Source organism: Enterobacter sp. 6722112, assembly GCF_058661685.1.
In genome coordinates this window covers 3,571,663-3,588,041 of sequence record NZ_JBZWGR010000007.1, presented here as the reverse complement: position 1 = coordinate 3,588,041, position 16,379 = coordinate 3,571,663, and the positions used below count along the sequence as shown (strand labels likewise).

Sequence of the window (16,379 nt, the reverse complement as noted above, 5' to 3'; positions counted from 1 at the left end):
AACATGTCGGGTGGCGGCTTCGCCTTACCCGACCTACATATTGAGCGTAGGCCCGGTAAGCGTAGCGCCACCGGGCAAGTCTTACTCGACGAAAATATGCGGGTAGAAACGCGACAGATCCTGCGTAATCAGCGCGCGATCTTCGCGAATGCCAATCCCGGCAGGCTGATCGTTAATAAGCCAGCTGCCGATCAACGTATAGCTGTCGCCAAACTTCGGCAGTTGATAAAACGCCTGGACGATCATCCCTTCTTCACCGTACGGCCCTTCAACCGCTTCCAGCGTTTTACCGTTTTCGATAATCGAGACGTTTGCCCCTTCACGGGAGAAGATTGGCTTAACGACGTATTTCTCCATCGGTGGGAAATCATCTTCAGCAAAGTAAGCAGGCAGCAGGTTCGGGTGATTCGGGAACATCTCCCACAGCATCGGCAGCAGGGCTTTATTGGAGATAATGCTCTTCCAGGCCGGTTCCAGCCAGCGCACGCCGGCGTCTTCCAGTTTGGTAGAGAACATTTCCCGCAGCATGTATTCCCACGGATAGAGCTTGAACAGGTTGCTGATGACCTGATCCTGCATGTCCGTAAACTGACCTTTTTCACCTAAACCGATATCTTCGATATAGAGGAATTCCGTCGCCACTTCCGCTTCGGCTGCGCAGTCCTGCAAATACTGAACCGTACCGCGATCTTCTTCGGTATCGCGGCAGCAGGCGAGGTGCAACAGGTTGAAACCGTGCTGTTCACGCAGTTCGACGAAACGCTCAATCAGCTTTTCCTGAAGGCTGTTGAACTGGTCGCTGCCTTCGGGCAAGTTTCCGGCATTCGCCTGATCTTCCAGCCAGATCCACTGGAAGAACGCGGCTTCGTACAGAGAGGTTGGTGTATCCGCGTTGTTTTCTAAAAGCTTCGGTTCACCCACGCCATCCCATGCCAGATCGAGGCGAGAGTAGAGCGAAGGCTGGTTCGTTTTCCAGGACTGACGAACAAAACTCCAGGTGTGCTTCGGAATGCGGAATTTGGTCATCAGCTCATCGCTGTCGATGACTTTTTCTACTACCTTCAGGCACATCTGGTGCAGCTCTGCGGTTACCTCTTCAAGCTTTTCGACCTGAGCGAGCGTGAGCTTATAGTAAGCATCTTCACACCAGTACGGCTCGCCGTACATGGTGTGAAAGTTGAAACCGTATTCGGTGGCTTTTTCGCGCCAGTCCGGGCGCTCAACAATACTGACTCGTTCCATGATCAGCCGCCCATTGAGCGAGTTGAGGAGCCGGTCGCACTACGCTGCATGGTGGTTTGTTTGGCAACAGACTCACCAAAGCCGCCACGGGTAATGGTGCTGGTGGTGGCTGGTTTCGGCGCCATTGCGGTTTTCGGTACGGTCATCGTACGGCCTGGCGTTGCAGCACCGTAACCCTTGCCGGTGGCATCGGTGTATTTACCGTAGGCCGGGCTGTTCGGGTTTTTGGAGCTAAACAGCGGCTGCTGCTGGTAGCCCGCACCGCCGCTCATCAAACGGCCCATCATATAACCCGCCATCAGCGGCATCCAGAAGCTGCCGCTGGACTGTGCCTGCGCCTGGTTTTCCGGTGCCATACCCGCCTGAGCAGGTGCCTGCTGGCACTGGCCTTCACCGAATTCGGCTACACAGTCTTCGCGAGAGGCATATTTCGGCGCGGTACGTTCCGCTTCTTTGAGGGCGTTGTTATAGGCCGTCGTACACTCAGCGGCTTTACCGGTTGCGCTCGCGCAGTCGTCGGCGTTTTGATACAGCGAAACCGTTTCGTCGTTTTGCTCACAGCCTGCCAGCATAAAGACGGCGGTGACCGCCAGCGCGACAGGTGTCAGGTGGCGTGCGTTCCAGCTTTTGCGGAACGACGCGTGATTCATCGTTTTTGTCCGTTTCATATTTGTCTTCCAGGACCCAGTGGTAATAACGCTCAGGATAGAGGATGAGTGGTTGAAAATGAAGCGAAGAGGGGCGAAATGCGGGGGATCTTTACGTTGGCTTACGTTCAGGTGTGATTTTGCGCCGGGTGGCGCTGTGCTTACCCGGCCTACGGTTAAGTAGGCCCGATAAGCTCAGCGCCATCGGGCAAGGCTTAATGACGGAACGGATTCGTACCGCTGCTGGCAGGTGCGGTGCTACGCGCTGCCGCTGGCTGCGCAAGCGGGGCGCTGCTGTTAGGGGTGAAATTATCAACGGCGGCATCCTGCTGTGGATTTTCCGGCGCGACGCTGTCAGGCGACGTAGGGACCGGTTTGCCCAGCGTGCTGTTCAGCATTTGCAGATCCTGCTCGTTCAGCGTACCCAGCGCCTGCTTGATGTTCAGCTGGTTAATCAGATACTGATAACGTGCGCTGGAGAGCTGCTGTTTCGCGTTATACAGCGTGGTCGTTGCGTCTAACACGTCCACGATGGTACGCGTACCTACGGAGTAACCCGCTTCGTTCGCATCCAGTGAGCTCTGGGCAGAGACGACGGCCTGTTTATAGGCGTTGATGCTGCTGATAGAGGCATTTACGTTGTTGTAGGAAGAACGCACGGTCTGCACCACGTTGCGGTGTGCGCTTTCCAGCTGCTCGCTGGCATCCACAAAGTTGTACTGCGCCTGTTTAACCTGAGAGTTAACCATCCCGCCCTGGTACAGCGGCAGAGAGAAGCTCAGACCCACTTTGTTCTGGCCAACGTTGCTGTCGTCATAGGCCTGAGAGGTCGTTTTAGACCCGCTGTAGCTGGTGTCCGATACGCCGGTAGAGGCGCTCAGGCTCAGAGTTGGCAGGTGACCATCCTGTGCAAGACGGATCTGTTCGCGCGCCAGATCCTGGCTCAGGCGTGCCTGCAACAAGGTCAGGTTGCGGTTTTCCGCTTCTTTCAGCAGGGCGTTAACCGCCTGCGGTTTGTCCGTTTTGAAACTATCCACGTTCAGAGAGGCCAGCTCAGGATAGTAGTTACCGGTGACCTGACGCAGTGCTTCCAGGGCGTTGTCGAGGTTGTTACGTGCGGTCACTTCGTTAGCCAGTACGGTATCGTACTGTGAACGGGCGTTCTGCACGTCAGTAATGGCGACCAGGCCCACGTTAAAACGCTGGGTGGTTTGATCTAACTGACGGTAAACCGCCTGTTTCTGCGCTTCGGTGTAGGAGAGGGCGTCAATCGCGCTCAGAACCTGGAAATAGGCGGTCGCGGTATTCAGGATCAGCGTCTGCTGATCGGTCTGATAGGTGACATCCTGAATGCCGGCGCTCTTTTCCTGCAAGCTCAGTTCCCGCCATTTGGACATGTCGAACAGGGTTTGTGTAAGCTGTAAAGAGGCGCTGGTGGCATTCGAATCGATGCCATTGTTATCGCGAAAACCGTTAGTGTAGGTATAATCTGCACCTAAGCCTAACTGCGGCAGCAGTGGACTACGTGCTTCGTTAATCTTTTCAAACGCAGCATCACGATCGGCCGCTGATTTACGTAAATCAGGGTTGCCCAGACGTGCCTGCTGGTAGACCTGTAACAGGTTTTCTGCCTGGCTCATTGCACTGAAGCCCGTCAGGCTCAGGCCGATAAGGATGGGGAGCAATTTCTTCATTTGCATTCCTTGTTGTGAAGCAGTATTAGCGCTGATCTAATTAAAAATAATTGCCGATTCTAACAGAATCATCCACACCAAAAGGTTGGCGTAACGTGCCATCTGGCGGTAATTTGCTCCAATCTACCATATAGCCATACAAACGGCAGCCAAACAGCCTTGAAATTCACAATTTCATCACCATTGCTACCAGGACTCGACCGATGCAAAAACCAGAAAACGTGCCTGTCACCTTCGCCAAAAACGATGTAGAAATTATTGCACGAGAAACGCTTTATAGCGGTTTTTTTTCAATGGAACTTTACCGTTTCAGGCATCGTCTGTTTAACGGTGAGATGAGCGGTGAAATCAAACGCGAAATTTTTGAGCGCGGGCATGCGGCTGTGTTGCTACCCTATGACCCTGTGCGTGATGAAGTGGTGCTGGTCGAACAGGTGCGTATTGCGGCTTATGATACCAGCGATACGCCATGGTTGCTGGAGATGGTGGCAGGGATGATCGAAGAAGGTGAGTCGGTCGAAGACGTCGCTCGCCGTGAGGCGCTGGAAGAGGCGGGCCTGGCGATCGGCCGGACGAAACCGGTGTTGAGCTACCTGGCAAGCCCGGGTGGGACAACGGAACGTTCATCTATTATGGTGGGCGAAGTGGACGCCAAGACAGCGGAAGGGATCCACGGTCTGGCAGATGAAAACGAAGATATTCGGGTTCATGTGGTGAGTCGGGAGCAGGCTTACCAGTGGGTAGAAGAGGGGAAAATCGACAACGCAGCGTCTGTCATCGCCCTGCAATGGCTACAGCTGCATTATCAGACATTACGACACGAGTGGAAAAAATGAAGCGTTATACACCTGACTTCCCAGAAATGATGCGCCTGTGCGAAACCAATTTCGCCCAGCTGCGCCGCCTGCTGCCGCGAAACGACGCGCCCGGCGAAACGGTGAGCTATCAGGTGAGCAACGCGCAGTATCGGTTAACGATAACAGAATCAACGCGCTACACTACGCTGGTGGAGATTGAGCAAACGGCGCCGAGCATCAGCTACTGGAGCCTGCCGTCGATGACGGTACGTCTTTATCATGACGCGATGGTCGCTGAAGTGTGTTCAAGCCAGCAGATCTTTCGCTTTAAAGCGCGGTATGATTACCCGAATAAAAAGTTGCATCAACGCGACGAAAAGCATCAAATTAACCAGTTTTTAGCCGACTGGCTAAGATATTGTTTAGCACATGGAGCAATGGCGATTCCGGTTTGTTAGCGTCATAAACCTACCTAAGGACACCATTTGGAAAGCCTGTTGAACCTGACTGTTGCTGGTGGGGCGCCAGTCAGGATATTACAAATCACCGACACCCACCTTTTTGCCGAAAAGCATGAGACGCTTCTGGGCGTGAACACCTGGGAGAGTTATCAGGCGGTTCTTGACGCGATCCATGCTGAAAAGCGGCCATGCGATCTGATCGTCGCGACGGGCGATCTGGCGCAGGATCAATCCTCCGCAGCCTATCAGCATTTTGCTGAAGGGATTGCGAGCTTTAGCGTGCCTTGCGTCTGGCTACCGGGCAATCACGATTTTCAACCCGCTATGTACAGTTCGCTTCAGGATGCGGGGATTTCACCGGCAAAATGTGTCTTTGCGGGGGACCAGTGGCAAATTCTGCTCCTCGACAGTCAGGTGTTTGGCGTTCCGCACGGTGAGTTGAGCGACTATCAGCTTGACTGGCTGGAGACAAAACTGGCCGCCGAACCGAATCGCAATACGCTGCTGTTGCTGCATCATCACCCGCTGCCGGCGGGCTGTAGCTGGCTCGATCAGCACAGCTTACGCAACTCTGCGGCGCTGGACGGCGTACTGGCGAAATTTCCGCGCGTGAAAAATTTGCTGTGCGGGCACATTCACCAGGAACAGGATCTCGACTGGAATGGTCGCCGCCTGCTCGCGACGCCCTCTACCTGCGTGCAGTTTAAGCCGCACTGCGCCAACTTTACGCTGGATACCATCGCACCGGGCTGGCGCTGGCTGGAACTGCATGCCGATGGCTCGCTGACCACCGAAGTTTGCCGTCTGACCGGGGCTCAATTCCGCCCGGATACCGCTTCGGAAGGCTATTGATGTCGACGCTTCTCTATCTGCATGGGTTTAACAGCTCACCACGATCGGCGAAAGCGACGCAGCTTCGCCAGTGGCTGAGCGCGAATCATCCCCACGTGGAGATGATTATTCCGCAGTTGCCCCCTTATCCGGCGGATGCGGCAGAGATGCTGGAATCGATCGTGCTTGAACACGGCGGCGAATCGTTTGGCGTTGTCGGGTCGTCGCTCGGCGGCTACTACGCCACCTGGCTGTCGCAGTGCTTTATGTTACCCGCTGTCGTCGTCAACCCGGCGGTCCGGCCATTTGAGCTGTTAAGGGACTTTCTTGGCGAAAACGAGAACCCCTACACCGGCCAACAATATGTGCTAGAGTCACGCCATATTTACGATCTCAAAGTTATGCAGGTCGACCCGCTTGAAGCGCCCGATCTTATCTGGCTGCTGCAACAGACGGGAGATGAAGTGCTGGATTACCGCCAGGCAGTGGCGTATTACGCATCCTGCCGCCAGACTGTAGAAGAGGGCGGTAACCATGCTTTCACGGGCTTTGAAGATCATTTCACCCAGATTGTCGATTTTCTTGGACTGCACAGCCACTGACAATCAATGCGAATTGCTAGCTTAAATCATGACGCAAACCTATAACGCTGATGCCATTGAGGTACTCACCGGGCTTGAGCCGGTTCGCCGCCGCCCGGGGATGTACACCGATACGACGCGCCCAAACCACCTGGGCCAGGAAGTAATTGATAACAGTGTGGACGAAGCGCTGGCAGGCCATGCCAGACGCGTGGACGTTATCCTGCACGCCGATCAGTCGCTGGAAGTTATCGACGACGGCCGCGGCATGCCGGTAGATATCCACCCGGAAGAGGGTGTTCCAGCCGTTGAGCTGATCCTCTGTCGTCTGCACGCGGGCGGTAAGTTCTCCAACAAAAACTACCAGTTCTCCGGCGGCTTGCACGGCGTGGGGATCTCCGTGGTTAACGCCCTGTCAAAGCGCGTGGAAGTGAACGTTCGTCGCGATGGCCAGGTGTATAACATCGCGTTTGAAAACGGCGAAAAAGTGCAGGATTTGCAGGTCGTCGGGACGTGCGGTAAACGCAACACCGGCACCAGCGTCCATTTCTGGCCTGACGAAAGCTTCTTCGACAGCCCACGCTTTTCCGTTTCTCGCCTGACGCACCTGCTGAAAGCCAAAGCGGTGCTGTGCCCGGGCGTGGAAATCACCTTTAAAGATCACGTAAACAACACCGAACAGAGCTGGCGCTACGAAAAGGGTCTGAACGACTACCTGTGCGAAGCGGTTAACGGCCTGCCGACCCTGCCGGAAAAACCGTTCGTCGGGAATTTCGAAGGTGACACCGAAGCGGTGGACTGGGCGCTGCTGTGGCTGCCGGAAGGCGGTGAGCTGCTGACGGAAAGCTACGTCAACCTGATCCCAACGCTGCTCGGCGGGACGCACGTCAACGGCCTGCGTCAGGGGCTGCTGGATGCGATGCGCGAGTTCTGCGAATACCGCAACATTCTGCCGCGCGGCGTGAAGCTTTCCGCAGAAGATATCTGGGACCGCTGCGCCTACGTGCTCTCCGTGAAGATGCAGGATCCGCAGTTTGCCGGTCAGACTAAAGAGCGCCTGTCGTCACGCCAGTGTGCGGCGTTCGTCTCCGGCGTGGTGAAAGATGCGTTTACCCTGTGGCTGAACCAGAACGTTCAGGCCGCAGAAATGCTGGCTGAAATGGCCATCTCCAGCGCCCAGCGTCGCCTGCGCGCGGCGAAGAAAGTGGTGCGTAAAAAGCTGACCAGCGGCCCCGCGCTGCCGGGCAAGCTGGCGGACTGTACCGCCCAGGATCTCAACCGCACCGAGCTGTTCCTGGTGGAAGGGGACTCGGCAGGCGGATCGGCCAAGCAGGCGCGCGATCGTGAATATCAGGCGATCATGCCGCTCAAGGGTAAGATCCTCAACACCTGGGAGGTCTCGTCTGATGAAGTGCTGGCCTCGCAGGAAGTACACGACATCTCCGTGGCGATCGGCATCGATCCGGACAGCGACGATCTGAGCCAGCTGCGCTACGGCAAGATCTGTATCCTCGCGGATGCGGACTCCGATGGTCTGCACATCGCCACGCTGCTCTGTGCGCTGTTCGTGAAGCACTTCCGCACGCTGGTGAAAAACGGTCACGTCCACGTGGCGCTGCCGCCGCTGTACCGTATCGACCTTGGCAAAGAAGTCTACTATGCGCTGACGGAAGAAGAGAAAGCGGGCGTGCTGGAGCAGCTCAAACGCAAGAAGGGCAAACCGAACGTTCAGCGCTTTAAAGGGCTGGGCGAGATGAACCCGATGCAGCTGCGTGAAACCACCCTGGATCCGAACACCCGCCGTCTGGTGCAGCTGACCATCAGCGATGAAGACGAACAGCAAACCAACGCCGTGATGGATATGCTGCTGGCCAAGAAACGTTCTGAAGACCGACGTAACTGGCTCCAGGAGAAAGGCGATATGGCGGATATTGAGGCCTGATGTCCCCTCACCCTAACCCTCTCCCACAGGGAGGGGGTTAGGATCGTAGGCCCGGTAAGCGTTAGCGCCACCGGGCTTTTTTACGTCAAAACTCCATCTTCACCGTAAACTGCACTTCACGCGGGTCGCCAATCTGGTTGCCCAGGTTGTTGGTCGCAATCGACGACGTGTAGTAGGTCTTATCGAACAGATTCTTCACGTTCACCTGTAGCGTCACCGGATATTGCAGCTTCATTTTGTACGCCGCAAATGCATCCGCCACGAAATAGCCCGGCAGATAATAATCCGCACCGTTAGTCGCTGAGCGGCGGCTTACGCCGTGCCCGCCGCCGCCAATTGTCAGCGTATTCCCGGCAAACGCATTGTGAATATCGTACGTCAGGAACAGGGAGCCGGTATGGCGCGGTACGTTCGGCAGCGGTTTGCCCGCGTAGTCCGGGTCTTCCAGCACCTTCGCATCGGTATAGCCGTAGCTGGCGATAATGTTGGTGTTCTCGGTCAGCGATCCGGCGAGATCCACTTCGACACCCTGCGAGCGCACGCGGCCCGCGGTTTTGGCGACGGTTTCATCACCGACGCTCTCGGTGTACAGCACGTTGCGCTTGTGGATATCAAACAGCGCGATGTTGGCGGTAATGCCGTCGAACAGGTCGAATTTAGCGCCTATTTCATACGCGTTCGACGTTTCCGGCGGCAGGTCGCCGATGTAGCTCGCAATGGACGACTGCGGCATAAACGTCTGGGAATAGTTGGCAAACAGGGAGACTGCCGGCGTGAGCTTGTATACCAGGCCCAGCTTCGGCGTCCACTGGTCGTCGCGGCTGTCGGTGTTGACGTTAAACGGACGGCCTTTGCCCGCGTACTGGGTGTAATACTGGTAGCGCAGTCCGGCAACGGCGATCCATTTATCGGTCAGGTACAGCGCGTCCTGCGCGTAGGCGGAGTAGCTCTCCTGCTTGATGGTTTGATCGCTGTCGGCTGCCGAGACGGTGGTGCACTTGCCGAGGCTGCCGTAGCTCGGGTTGTAAATATTGAAATCCTTAACGTTCTTACAACGGATCATGTCCGTGCGCAGCAGATCGTAATTCTCATACGACACGCCGGTCAGGATCTCATTGTAAAAGCCCGCGATGTCCACGTTCCCCTGCAAATCTGCCCGCGTTGTGTGCATACGCTGGGTCGAACCCTGGGTCGCATCCACGCGGCGGGTCAGGTTGCCGGTTTTTGAATCGTAGGCCATCACGCGAGCCTGGTTATCGCTGTACTTATCCTGGCTGTAGCTGTAGTCGAACTTCGCGGTCCACTGGCTGTTGAGCCGATACTCCGCGTTAAGCTGAGCGAGGTCGGACTGACCGTCGGTCACGTTAAATGGCTCATCAAAGCGGGTTTTGCGATCGACGTCGACGGCCTTTTTGGTGTTGAGATCGAAGATCGTTCCGCGATCGAACGGCGTTTTATAGTCGCGATGCGAATAGAGCACGGTCACGGTGGCATCATCGCCGAACCAGGTCAAAGACGGGGCGATAAAGGTGCTGCGTTCGGTGCCGAAATTACGCCAGTAATCCTCGTCCTGATACTCCCCCGTCAGGCGATAGGCCAGACGCGTACCTTCAATTGGACCGGTGACGTCAAACTGTCCGCTACCGCCGCCAAAGCTGGTTGATGTGGCAGAAATCGAGCCGCCGAAGGTTTTCTCCGGGCGTTTGGTCACCACGTTAATCAGGCCGCCGGGGTCGAGAATACCGTAAAGGGTCGAGGCCGGGCCTTTTAGCACCTCCACGCGCTCGGTTGCGGCATTGAAGCTGCGCGGCAGCACGGTGCGCAGGCCGTTGGTCATGATCGAGCCATCGCGGTTTGCGCCGAAGCCACGGCGCACGAAGGCATCCTGCGTGCCGCCCAGGGTGTTGGTCTGCACCACGTTGCTGACGTTATACAGCGCCTCGTCTAGCGTGGTCGCGTTTTGGTCTTCCAGCACTTTATCGCTGACGGTATTGACCACCTGCGGGATGTCCAGCATCGGCATGTTGGTCAGCGTGGCGGTGGAGGTGTTCAGGGGCTGATAGCCGCTGGTGGCGTCGGTGGAAGCGTAAGGATCGGCAGTGACGGTAAGCGTCTCACCGTCTTTTGCTGCTGCGTGCACCAGAGGCGCCATGAACAGGAGTGAAAAGAGCGCGCGCCCTTTTACCCCGGCGAATGAAGGTGTGAACTTAGCCATTACATCTGTTTTCCCAAAATATCCTGCGATGAAATGCTCGCGGAAGAATGTGTGAGTCATTGCCCTTACGCTCTGTCCGTTAGCCTCTACGGCATCGGACTTGTAATTGAGAATCATTCAAGCATGAGGGCATGTAGTAGTAAATGGAATAAATAAAAATTTCGCTACAGAGGTTTCTCTCTGGCTAACACGCTTCGCTTTCTTCTTTAAGCTATTGAAAATAATTAATAAAAATGAATTTTAATTTGTGCGGTGACGCTCAATTATCCCTGGGATTTACAGGGTATATCTTCGCTTGACTACTACATGGAGCGGCGGCAAACTCACAAAAGAGAATGAGTTTTATTTTTATTTGTTGGTTTTTTTTCTTACGTTGGCGTTCACGTGGCTCACTACATCAAAAAGCCGGGACTGGTTCTTGAGAACCTCTCCGCGGGTTACCAGAAAAAAATCATCGTTGATGATATCTCCCTTGCGATCCCCCAGCAGAAAATGACTGTTCTGGTGGGCGCAAACGGCTGCGGAAAATCGACGCTGTTAAGTACCCTCGCACGGCTGCTTCAGCCGCTCGGCGGCAGCGCGGTGCTGGACGGCAAAGCCATCCACTCGCAGCCAACCAAAGCGGTCGCCCGCCAGCTCGGGATCCTGCCGCAGTCTCCGCTGCTTCCAGAAGGGTTAACCGTATTTGAGCTGGTCTCGCGCGGACGTTTCCCCTGGCAGAACGTGATGCGCCAGTGGAGCGAGGAAGACGAGCGGGCCGTGGAAGAGGCGTTACGCCTGACCGGAACGGCAGAGTTTGCCCATCATCTGGTTGAAAGCCTGTCCGGCGGCCAGCGCCAGCGCTGCTGGATCGCTATGGTGCTGGCGCAGCAAACGCCCTATATCCTGCTGGATGAACCCACGACGTACCTCGATCTTCGCTACCAGGTGGAGATCCTCGAACTGCTGCACACGCTGACGCGCCGGCACGGGCGCACCGTGGTGGTGGTTCTGCACGATCTCAACTTCGCCGTGAATTACGGTGATTCGCTGGTCTTTTTACGTCAGGGAAAGGTCGAGGGGGTACTGCATGAGGGCGACGCCTGCACGCCGGAGCTAATCAAAGCGGTGTTTGACGTCGACGTGCATATGTCGGTTAACCCGCTGACCGGCAAGCCGTTCTTTATGCCGTTCCGTCAGGCTGACGACAAACCATGATGCGCACATCTGTGGCCTTTATTCTCTTTACGCTGCTGCTTCTGGCAGGCGCGATTGCGCACCTGAGCATCGGGGCGCGCGTTATCGCCCCCCGGACGGTAGTAGACGCATTTTTCCACTTCGACCCGCGCAATTTTGAGCATAGCGTGATCGTCAGGCTGCGCTTGATGCGGCTGTGCGCCGCCCTGGTGGCGGGCGCGGCGCTCGGCGTCGCGGGCGTGCTGCTGCAATCAGTGATCCGCAACCCGCTCGGCGAGCCGCATATCCTGGGGCTGAATGCAGGGGCGGCGCTGGCGGTGGTGCTGACGAGTGCCCTCGGGCTGTCGCTGCCGTTTGGCCGCCCTCTGATAGCCGCAGCTGGCGCCGCCGCGCTCTTTTTGCTGGTGCTAACGTTCTCCTCATCCGGGCGTACCGGTCTCACGCCGATGAAGGTCACGCTGTGCGGCGTGGCAATGTCGGCATTTGCCTCATCGATAACCGCCACGGTGTTGATTCTGGATGAACAGACGCTGCTGGCCATGCGGACCTGGCTTGCGGGGGATGTGGCGGGAGTCACCGGCGAGACGATCGCTAGCGCCGCGGGGGCCGCTGCCGTGGGTTTTGCGCTGGCACTCTGGCTGTCGCCGTCGCTGAACATGCTGGCGCTGGGCGAGAGAATGGCGCAGGGGCTTGGCGTGTCGCTGCTGAAAACGCGCCTGCTCGCGCTGCTGGCCATCGCCCTGCTGTGCGGCGCGGCGGTTTCAGTTGCCGGACCGATCGGGTTTATCGGACTCGTGGTGCCGCAGCTGATTCGCCGTCTGGTATCGGTGGACCTGCGCGTGATGGTGCCGCTTTCAGCTCTCTGCGGGGCGCTGGTTCTGCTGATGGCGGATATCGCCGCCCGTACGCTATTTACGCCGTATGAGCTGGCAACAGGCGTGATGACTGCGCTGGTCGGCGCGCCGGTCTTTATCCTTATGGCGTCAAGGATGTTCAAATGAACCGGGCTGGATTGAGGGCAGTACGATTTTTCTCCTTCTCGGCGCTGGTTCGCCCGAGGGCGCTGCTGTATCTGGCCGTATTATCGCTTGCCGCTCTCCTGCTGCTAAGTTTTGGCCTGACGCACGGTTCGCTGCCCATTCCTGCTTCCGCCATCGGACGTGCGCTGTTTTATCCTGAACGTCTGACGGCGGATGCGCATTACATTGTGATGGATATCCGCCTGCCGCGCCTGCTGATGGCGGTGCTGTGCGGCGCGATGCTCGGCATGGCGGGGGCGGCCATGCAGTCCATTACCCGCAACGGCCTTGCTGACCCCGGTCTTATCGGCGTGAAAGAGGGCTGTAGCGCGGCGGTGCTGCTGCTGATTTTTCAGTTTCCGGGATTGGGGCCGTACTGGCGTCCACTTATCGGCATGGCCGGTGGGCTGCTGACCGCGCTGCTGGTAGTGGCGCTGGCGCGTGATATCTCGCGCCCGCGATTCATCCTGATCGGCATCGGCGTGTCATGGGCGTTTGCCGCCGCGATGGGGGTCTTTATGACGACCGCCGACGTGCGCGACGTCCAGACGGCGATGCTGTGGCTGGCGGGGAGCCTGCATGCAGCAAGCTGGACGCTGGTCAGCATCGCTGCTGCCTGGACAGTGCCGGCGTTTGCGCTGCTGCTCTTTACCGCACGCGCCGCAGACGTAGCCTTGCTCGGCAACCACACTGCGACGGGGCTGGGCGTGCGGACTTCACGCCTCGCGCTGCTGCGCGTGTTTGCCCCCGTGGTGCTCACCGCGGCCTGCGTCTCCTGCGTGGGGAGTATCGGCTTTGTCGGGCTGATTGCCCCGCACATGGCGCGCCTGCTGCTGCGCGGAGGGCAAACGGCACTGCTGACGGGAAGTGCCGTACTGGGCGCGCTGCTGGTGCTGCTGGCGGATAACGTCGGGCGGCTGGCATTTCTCCCGTTGCAGCTGCCGGCGGGAATTGTCATTTCACTGATTGGCGGACCGTTTTTCCTGCTGCTGCTCTGGCAGCGTCGGGATCGATTTTAGGGGATAAAAATGCGCGTATTTTTTGCAATGCTGGTGCTGGTGGGTTTTGCTGTAGGAGCCGCAGAGCCAACGCAGACGTTTACTGACGACCTGAACCGCAACGTGGTGGTGCCGGTTAACCCGAAGCGGATTGTGTCCCTGCACGACCTGGATATCACCATTCCGCTGATCGAGCTTGGCGTACCGCCGGTTGCCAGCCATGGCCGCACCCGACCGGACGGCAGCCATTTTCTGCGTTCCAGCGGTATGCTGACGGGCATCGATTTTGATAATTCCGACATCACATTCATCGGCACCGCGGATATCGATATTGAAGCCATCGCCGCGGCGAAGCCGGATCTTATCATCACCGAGCCGACCCGCAACACGCCGGTCGAACAGCTGGAAAAAATTGCCCCGACGGTGAGTATCGATCACCTCGACGGCGGTGCGCCGGAGATCTACCGCAAGCTGGCGCAGCTTACCGGGACAGAGGCGCGGCTGAAGATTCTGGAGCGTCGCTATCAGGAGCAGATCGAGGCGCTAAAGGCGACCATCGATACGAGCAAACTGACCGTCTCGGTGATTCAGGCCAATCAGGGCAAAATCAACGCCATGCACAGCTACCACTCGCTTGGGCGCGTGCTGCGCGACGCAGGGTTCAGGTTCCCGCCACTGATTGAGAGCATCCCGGAGGGCGGGCGCATCGACGTCAGCGCCGAGCGCCTGCCGGAGCTGGATGCTGATTTTGTCTTTGCCACCTGGCGCGGGGACACCGGCGGAAAACCGCAGGACGAGCTGGCGGCGATGGATGCGGTGATGCCGGGCTGGTGTCAGTTTCTCAACGCCTGCCGAACCGGGCATTACGTGCTCATCTCCCGCGAGGAAGCGATCTCAAATTCATTTGCCTCGCTGGGGCTGATGGCCGCGCAGGTGCAGTCGCAGATAGCGGGCCGTCCGCTGCCGGAGGCCGCACGATGATCCGAAAAATTGATGTCTACGGCGACCGCCTCCGCTCGCGGGCGCACCAGCTGACGCCGCGTCTGCTGCAGGTGGCGAGCTATATCAATGAAAATCGTGAAGCGGTTATGGAGCAGACGGCAATGGAGATTGCCGCTGTGCTACACACCTCGGACGCCACCGTGGTGCGTGCCATTCAGGCGCTTGGGTTTGGCGGGCTGCGGGATCTCAAGCAGACCCTGGAGCAGTGGTTTGGCCCGGTGGTCACCTCCAGCGAGAAGATGTCCACCACGGTAAACACGCTTACCAGCGACGTCGACGCGAGCATCGATTTTGTGCTGGAAGGCCATCAGCACACCTGCGCGGTGTTGTCCGAACCGGGCAACCGCTACGCGATGGCGCAGGCCGTGTCGCTGCTGGCGCAGGCGAGACAGGTCGCTATTTTTGGCATTGGCGCATCCGGCATTCTGGCCGAGTACACCTCGCGACTGTTTAGCCGTATAGGCTTGCCTGCGATCCCGCTCAACCGCACCGGTATTGGCCTCGCCGAACAGCTGATTGCCCTACAGCGCGGTGACGTGCTGGTAATGATGGCGCAAAAATCCGCGCACCGGGAGGGGCAGACCACGCTGCGCGAAGCGAAGCGCCTGGGTATTCCCACCATTTTGCTGACCAACGCCACGGACTCGCGCTTTAGCAAAGAGGCAAGCGTAGTGATCCACGTCCCGCGCGGCGGCGAGAAGGGCAAAATCCCGCTGCACGGCACGGTGCTGCTGTGCCTGGAGATGATTATTCTGTCCGTCGCCTCCACCGAGCCGCAGCGCACCATCAAGTCGATGAAGCGCATCAACGAGTTACACCGCGGATTAAAGCCGGGGAAGAAGAGCGGATGATCTTCCCCCTCTCCCCGTGGGAGAGGGCTGGGGTGAGGGCGTCAAACCGCACGATGGTTCTTCCTGTACTGCAACGGCGTCTCGCCAATCCCCTTTTTAAATGCGCTGATAAACCACGTCACGTCGGAAAATCCCGCCTGTGCGGCAATGTCACGCACGCTCGAATCCGTGTGGAGTAAACACTCGCACGCCTTACGCAACCTTAGCGTGTTCAGGTAGTCGTGAATTTTTTCGCCCGTTTCCGCATGGAATTTTCGCGATACGTAACTGCGCGATTTACCCAGCTCTTCGGCCAGCGCATCCAGACGAAATTTCTCCTGATAATGCTCGTCGAGCCAGAACATTACCTGGCTGGCGATCCCCTGGCTGTTGCCCGGCTCACCGTCGCGATCGTCGGGGAGCATCGCGAACAGGCCGATCAGCAGGCTGGCGATGCTCTCGCCGTTCATCGGCGGTTTATAGCAGCTAAACAGATGGTGGATATGGTGGTGACAGTGGGCTAAATCGGCGACCCACGCTTCGCCGCCACGGCGTGACAGCCGCTCCAGGCGCTGCCGGGTCTGGGGAAAATCCCGCAGGATCTTCAGCACCGCGTGCTGGTCGAGATGAATAATGGTGCGGCGGTAAATTGCCTCCGCCTGTTCGTCCACCATGACCTTGTGCAGCGTAAAAGGCGGGAAGAAAAACAGTCGTCCGGGGCGCATGGTGTAGTGACGATTATCGACAATCGCCACGCCAAAGCCCTCTTCCACATAGAGGATCTCCAGACACTGATGCCAGTGATGGTAGCGCACCGTATTGGCAAACAGGCGGCTGAACGAGGCTACGGTATCGTTCAGGGTGATCAGTTCAAGAAGATCGGATGTTGGCGTGTCGCGCATAGTGCAATAAAACTCAACTTTTTCCCGTCTGACTGTCTTTAT

The 16,379-nt window shown here is 57.6% G+C and carries 15 protein-coding genes; 10 read left to right on the top strand and 5 right to left on the bottom strand.

Annotation, left to right across the window (positions count from 1 at the left end):
* Positions 1-81: 81 nt before the first annotated feature.
* The 3 genes from AC4OVU_RS18585 to tolC all read right to left on the bottom strand — a co-directional run bounded on the left by AC4OVU_RS18585 (position 82) and on the right by tolC (position 3,583).
* Complete coding sequence (locus AC4OVU_RS18585) at positions 82-1,242, bottom strand: glutathionylspermidine synthase family protein (protein WP_017384039.1); 1,161 nt, start codon at positions 1,240-1,242, stop codon at positions 82-84.
* A gap of 2 nt (positions 1,243-1,244) precedes the next feature.
* Complete coding sequence (locus AC4OVU_RS18580; protein WP_003862522.1) at positions 1,245-1,910, bottom strand: DUF1190 family protein; 666 nt, start codon at positions 1,908-1,910, stop codon at positions 1,245-1,247.
* A gap of 194 nt (positions 1,911-2,104) precedes the next feature.
* Complete coding sequence (tolC, locus tag AC4OVU_RS18575) at positions 2,105-3,583, bottom strand: outer membrane channel protein TolC (RefSeq protein WP_491928764.1); 1,479 nt, start codon at positions 3,581-3,583, stop codon at positions 2,105-2,107.
* A 203-nt stretch (positions 3,584-3,786) separates the two neighbouring features.
* On the opposite strand from tolC, the gene nudF reads away from it, so the two are divergent.
* The 5 genes from nudF to parE are packed head-to-tail and all read left to right on the top strand — an operon-like array spanning position 3,787 to position 8,195.
* A complete protein-coding gene (nudF, locus tag AC4OVU_RS18570; RefSeq protein ID WP_017384042.1) occupies positions 3,787-4,419 on the top strand; it encodes an ADP-ribose diphosphatase in 633 nt (210 codons plus the stop codon).
* Positions 4,416-4,838: a DUF1249 family protein gene (locus tag AC4OVU_RS18565; protein WP_003862516.1), complete on the top strand. Its 423-nt coding sequence runs from the start codon at positions 4,416-4,418 to the stop codon at positions 4,836-4,838. Before nudF ends, AC4OVU_RS18565 begins: the two co-directional genes overlap by 4 nt.
* 27 nt (positions 4,839-4,865) lie before the next feature.
* Positions 4,866-5,693, top strand: a complete 828-nt coding sequence (gene cpdA / locus AC4OVU_RS18560; RefSeq protein ID WP_017384043.1) for a 3',5'-cyclic-AMP phosphodiesterase — start codon at positions 4,866-4,868, stop codon at positions 5,691-5,693.
* Complete coding sequence (gene yqiA / locus AC4OVU_RS18555; RefSeq protein ID WP_015571888.1) at positions 5,693-6,274, top strand: esterase YqiA; 582 nt, start codon at positions 5,693-5,695, stop codon at positions 6,272-6,274. Before cpdA ends, yqiA begins: the two co-directional genes overlap by 1 nt.
* 28 nt (positions 6,275-6,302) lie before the next feature.
* Entirely contained in the window at positions 6,303-8,195 is a 1,893-nt protein-coding gene (gene parE / locus AC4OVU_RS18550; RefSeq protein ID WP_017384044.1) for a DNA topoisomerase IV subunit B, read from the top strand.
* An 85-nt stretch (positions 8,196-8,280) separates the two neighbouring features.
* Here parE and AC4OVU_RS18545 read toward each other — a convergent pair whose 3' ends face one another.
* Positions 8,281-10,410 (bottom strand): TonB-dependent siderophore receptor, encoded by a 2,130-nt coding sequence (locus AC4OVU_RS18545; RefSeq protein WP_015571887.1) that lies wholly within the window; start codon positions 10,408-10,410, stop codon positions 8,281-8,283.
* A 384-nt stretch (positions 10,411-10,794) separates the two neighbouring features.
* Between AC4OVU_RS18545 and AC4OVU_RS18540 the strand changes: the two genes are divergently transcribed.
* From AC4OVU_RS18540 to AC4OVU_RS18520, 5 genes are read left to right on the top strand one after another with little or no spacing between them, the layout of a single operon-like run.
* Entirely contained in the window at positions 10,795-11,607 is an 813-nt protein-coding gene (locus AC4OVU_RS18540; RefSeq protein WP_017384046.1) for an ABC transporter ATP-binding protein, read from the top strand.
* Complete coding sequence (locus AC4OVU_RS18535; RefSeq protein WP_045348147.1) at positions 11,604-12,587, top strand: FecCD family ABC transporter permease; 984 nt, start codon at positions 11,604-11,606, stop codon at positions 12,585-12,587. The genes AC4OVU_RS18540 and AC4OVU_RS18535 overlap by 4 nt, the downstream gene beginning before the upstream one ends.
* On the top strand, positions 12,584-13,624 hold the full coding sequence (locus AC4OVU_RS18530; protein ID WP_017692658.1) for a FecCD family ABC transporter permease: 1,041 nt from the start codon (positions 12,584-12,586) through the stop codon (positions 13,622-13,624). The genes AC4OVU_RS18535 and AC4OVU_RS18530 overlap by 4 nt, the downstream gene beginning before the upstream one ends.
* A gap of 9 nt (positions 13,625-13,633) precedes the next feature.
* On the top strand, positions 13,634-14,584 hold the full coding sequence (locus tag AC4OVU_RS18525) for an iron-siderophore ABC transporter substrate-binding protein (RefSeq protein WP_015571884.1): 951 nt from the start codon (positions 13,634-13,636) through the stop codon (positions 14,582-14,584).
* Positions 14,581-15,456 carry a MurR/RpiR family transcriptional regulator gene (locus AC4OVU_RS18520; protein ID WP_015571883.1) on the top strand — a complete coding sequence of 292 codons (876 nt, stop codon included), beginning with the start codon at positions 14,581-14,583 and terminating at the stop codon, positions 15,454-15,456. The genes AC4OVU_RS18525 and AC4OVU_RS18520 overlap by 4 nt, the downstream gene beginning before the upstream one ends.
* A 41-nt stretch (positions 15,457-15,497) precedes the next feature.
* Here the strand turns inward: AC4OVU_RS18520 and AC4OVU_RS18515 are convergent, their stop codons facing one another.
* Positions 15,498-16,337 carry an AraC family transcriptional regulator gene (locus AC4OVU_RS18515; RefSeq protein WP_062938528.1) on the bottom strand — a complete coding sequence of 280 codons (840 nt, stop codon included), beginning with the start codon at positions 16,335-16,337 and terminating at the stop codon, positions 15,498-15,500.
* Positions 16,338-16,379: the final 42 nt, after the last annotated feature.

What these genes read in the sequence shown, in the direction of transcription:
- AC4OVU_RS18585 (WP_017384039.1), bottom strand. Translation starts at nt 1,242, where the DNA reads ATGGAACGAGTCAGTATTGTTGAGCGCCCGGACTGGCGCGAAAAAGCC.
- AC4OVU_RS18580 (WP_003862522.1), bottom strand. Translation starts at nt 1,910, where the DNA reads ATGAAACGGACAAAAACGATGAATCACGCGTCGTTCCGCAAAAGCTGG.
- tolC (WP_491928764.1), bottom strand. Translation starts at nt 3,583, where the DNA reads ATGAAGAAATTGCTCCCCATCCTTATCGGCCTGAGCCTGACGGGCTTC.
- nudF (WP_017384042.1), top strand. Translation starts at nt 3,787, where the DNA reads ATGCAAAAACCAGAAAACGTGCCTGTCACCTTCGCCAAAAACGATGTA.
- AC4OVU_RS18565 (WP_003862516.1), top strand. Translation starts at nt 4,416, where the DNA reads ATGAAGCGTTATACACCTGACTTCCCAGAAATGATGCGCCTGTGCGAA.
- yqiA (WP_015571888.1), top strand. Translation starts at nt 5,693, where the DNA reads ATGTCGACGCTTCTCTATCTGCATGGGTTTAACAGCTCACCACGATCG.
- parE (WP_017384044.1), top strand. Translation starts at nt 6,303, where the DNA reads ATGACGCAAACCTATAACGCTGATGCCATTGAGGTACTCACCGGGCTT.
- AC4OVU_RS18545 (WP_015571887.1), bottom strand. Translation starts at nt 10,410, where the DNA reads ATGGCTAAGTTCACACCTTCATTCGCCGGGGTAAAAGGGCGCGCGCTC.
- AC4OVU_RS18535 (WP_045348147.1), top strand. Translation starts at nt 11,604, where the DNA reads ATGATGCGCACATCTGTGGCCTTTATTCTCTTTACGCTGCTGCTTCTG.
- AC4OVU_RS18530 (WP_017692658.1), top strand. Translation starts at nt 12,584, where the DNA reads ATGAACCGGGCTGGATTGAGGGCAGTACGATTTTTCTCCTTCTCGGCG.
- AC4OVU_RS18525 (WP_015571884.1), top strand. Translation starts at nt 13,634, where the DNA reads ATGCGCGTATTTTTTGCAATGCTGGTGCTGGTGGGTTTTGCTGTAGGA.
- AC4OVU_RS18520 (WP_015571883.1), top strand. Translation starts at nt 14,581, where the DNA reads ATGATCCGAAAAATTGATGTCTACGGCGACCGCCTCCGCTCGCGGGCG.
- AC4OVU_RS18515 (WP_062938528.1), bottom strand. Translation starts at nt 16,337, where the DNA reads ATGCGCGACACGCCAACATCCGATCTTCTTGAACTGATCACCCTGAAC.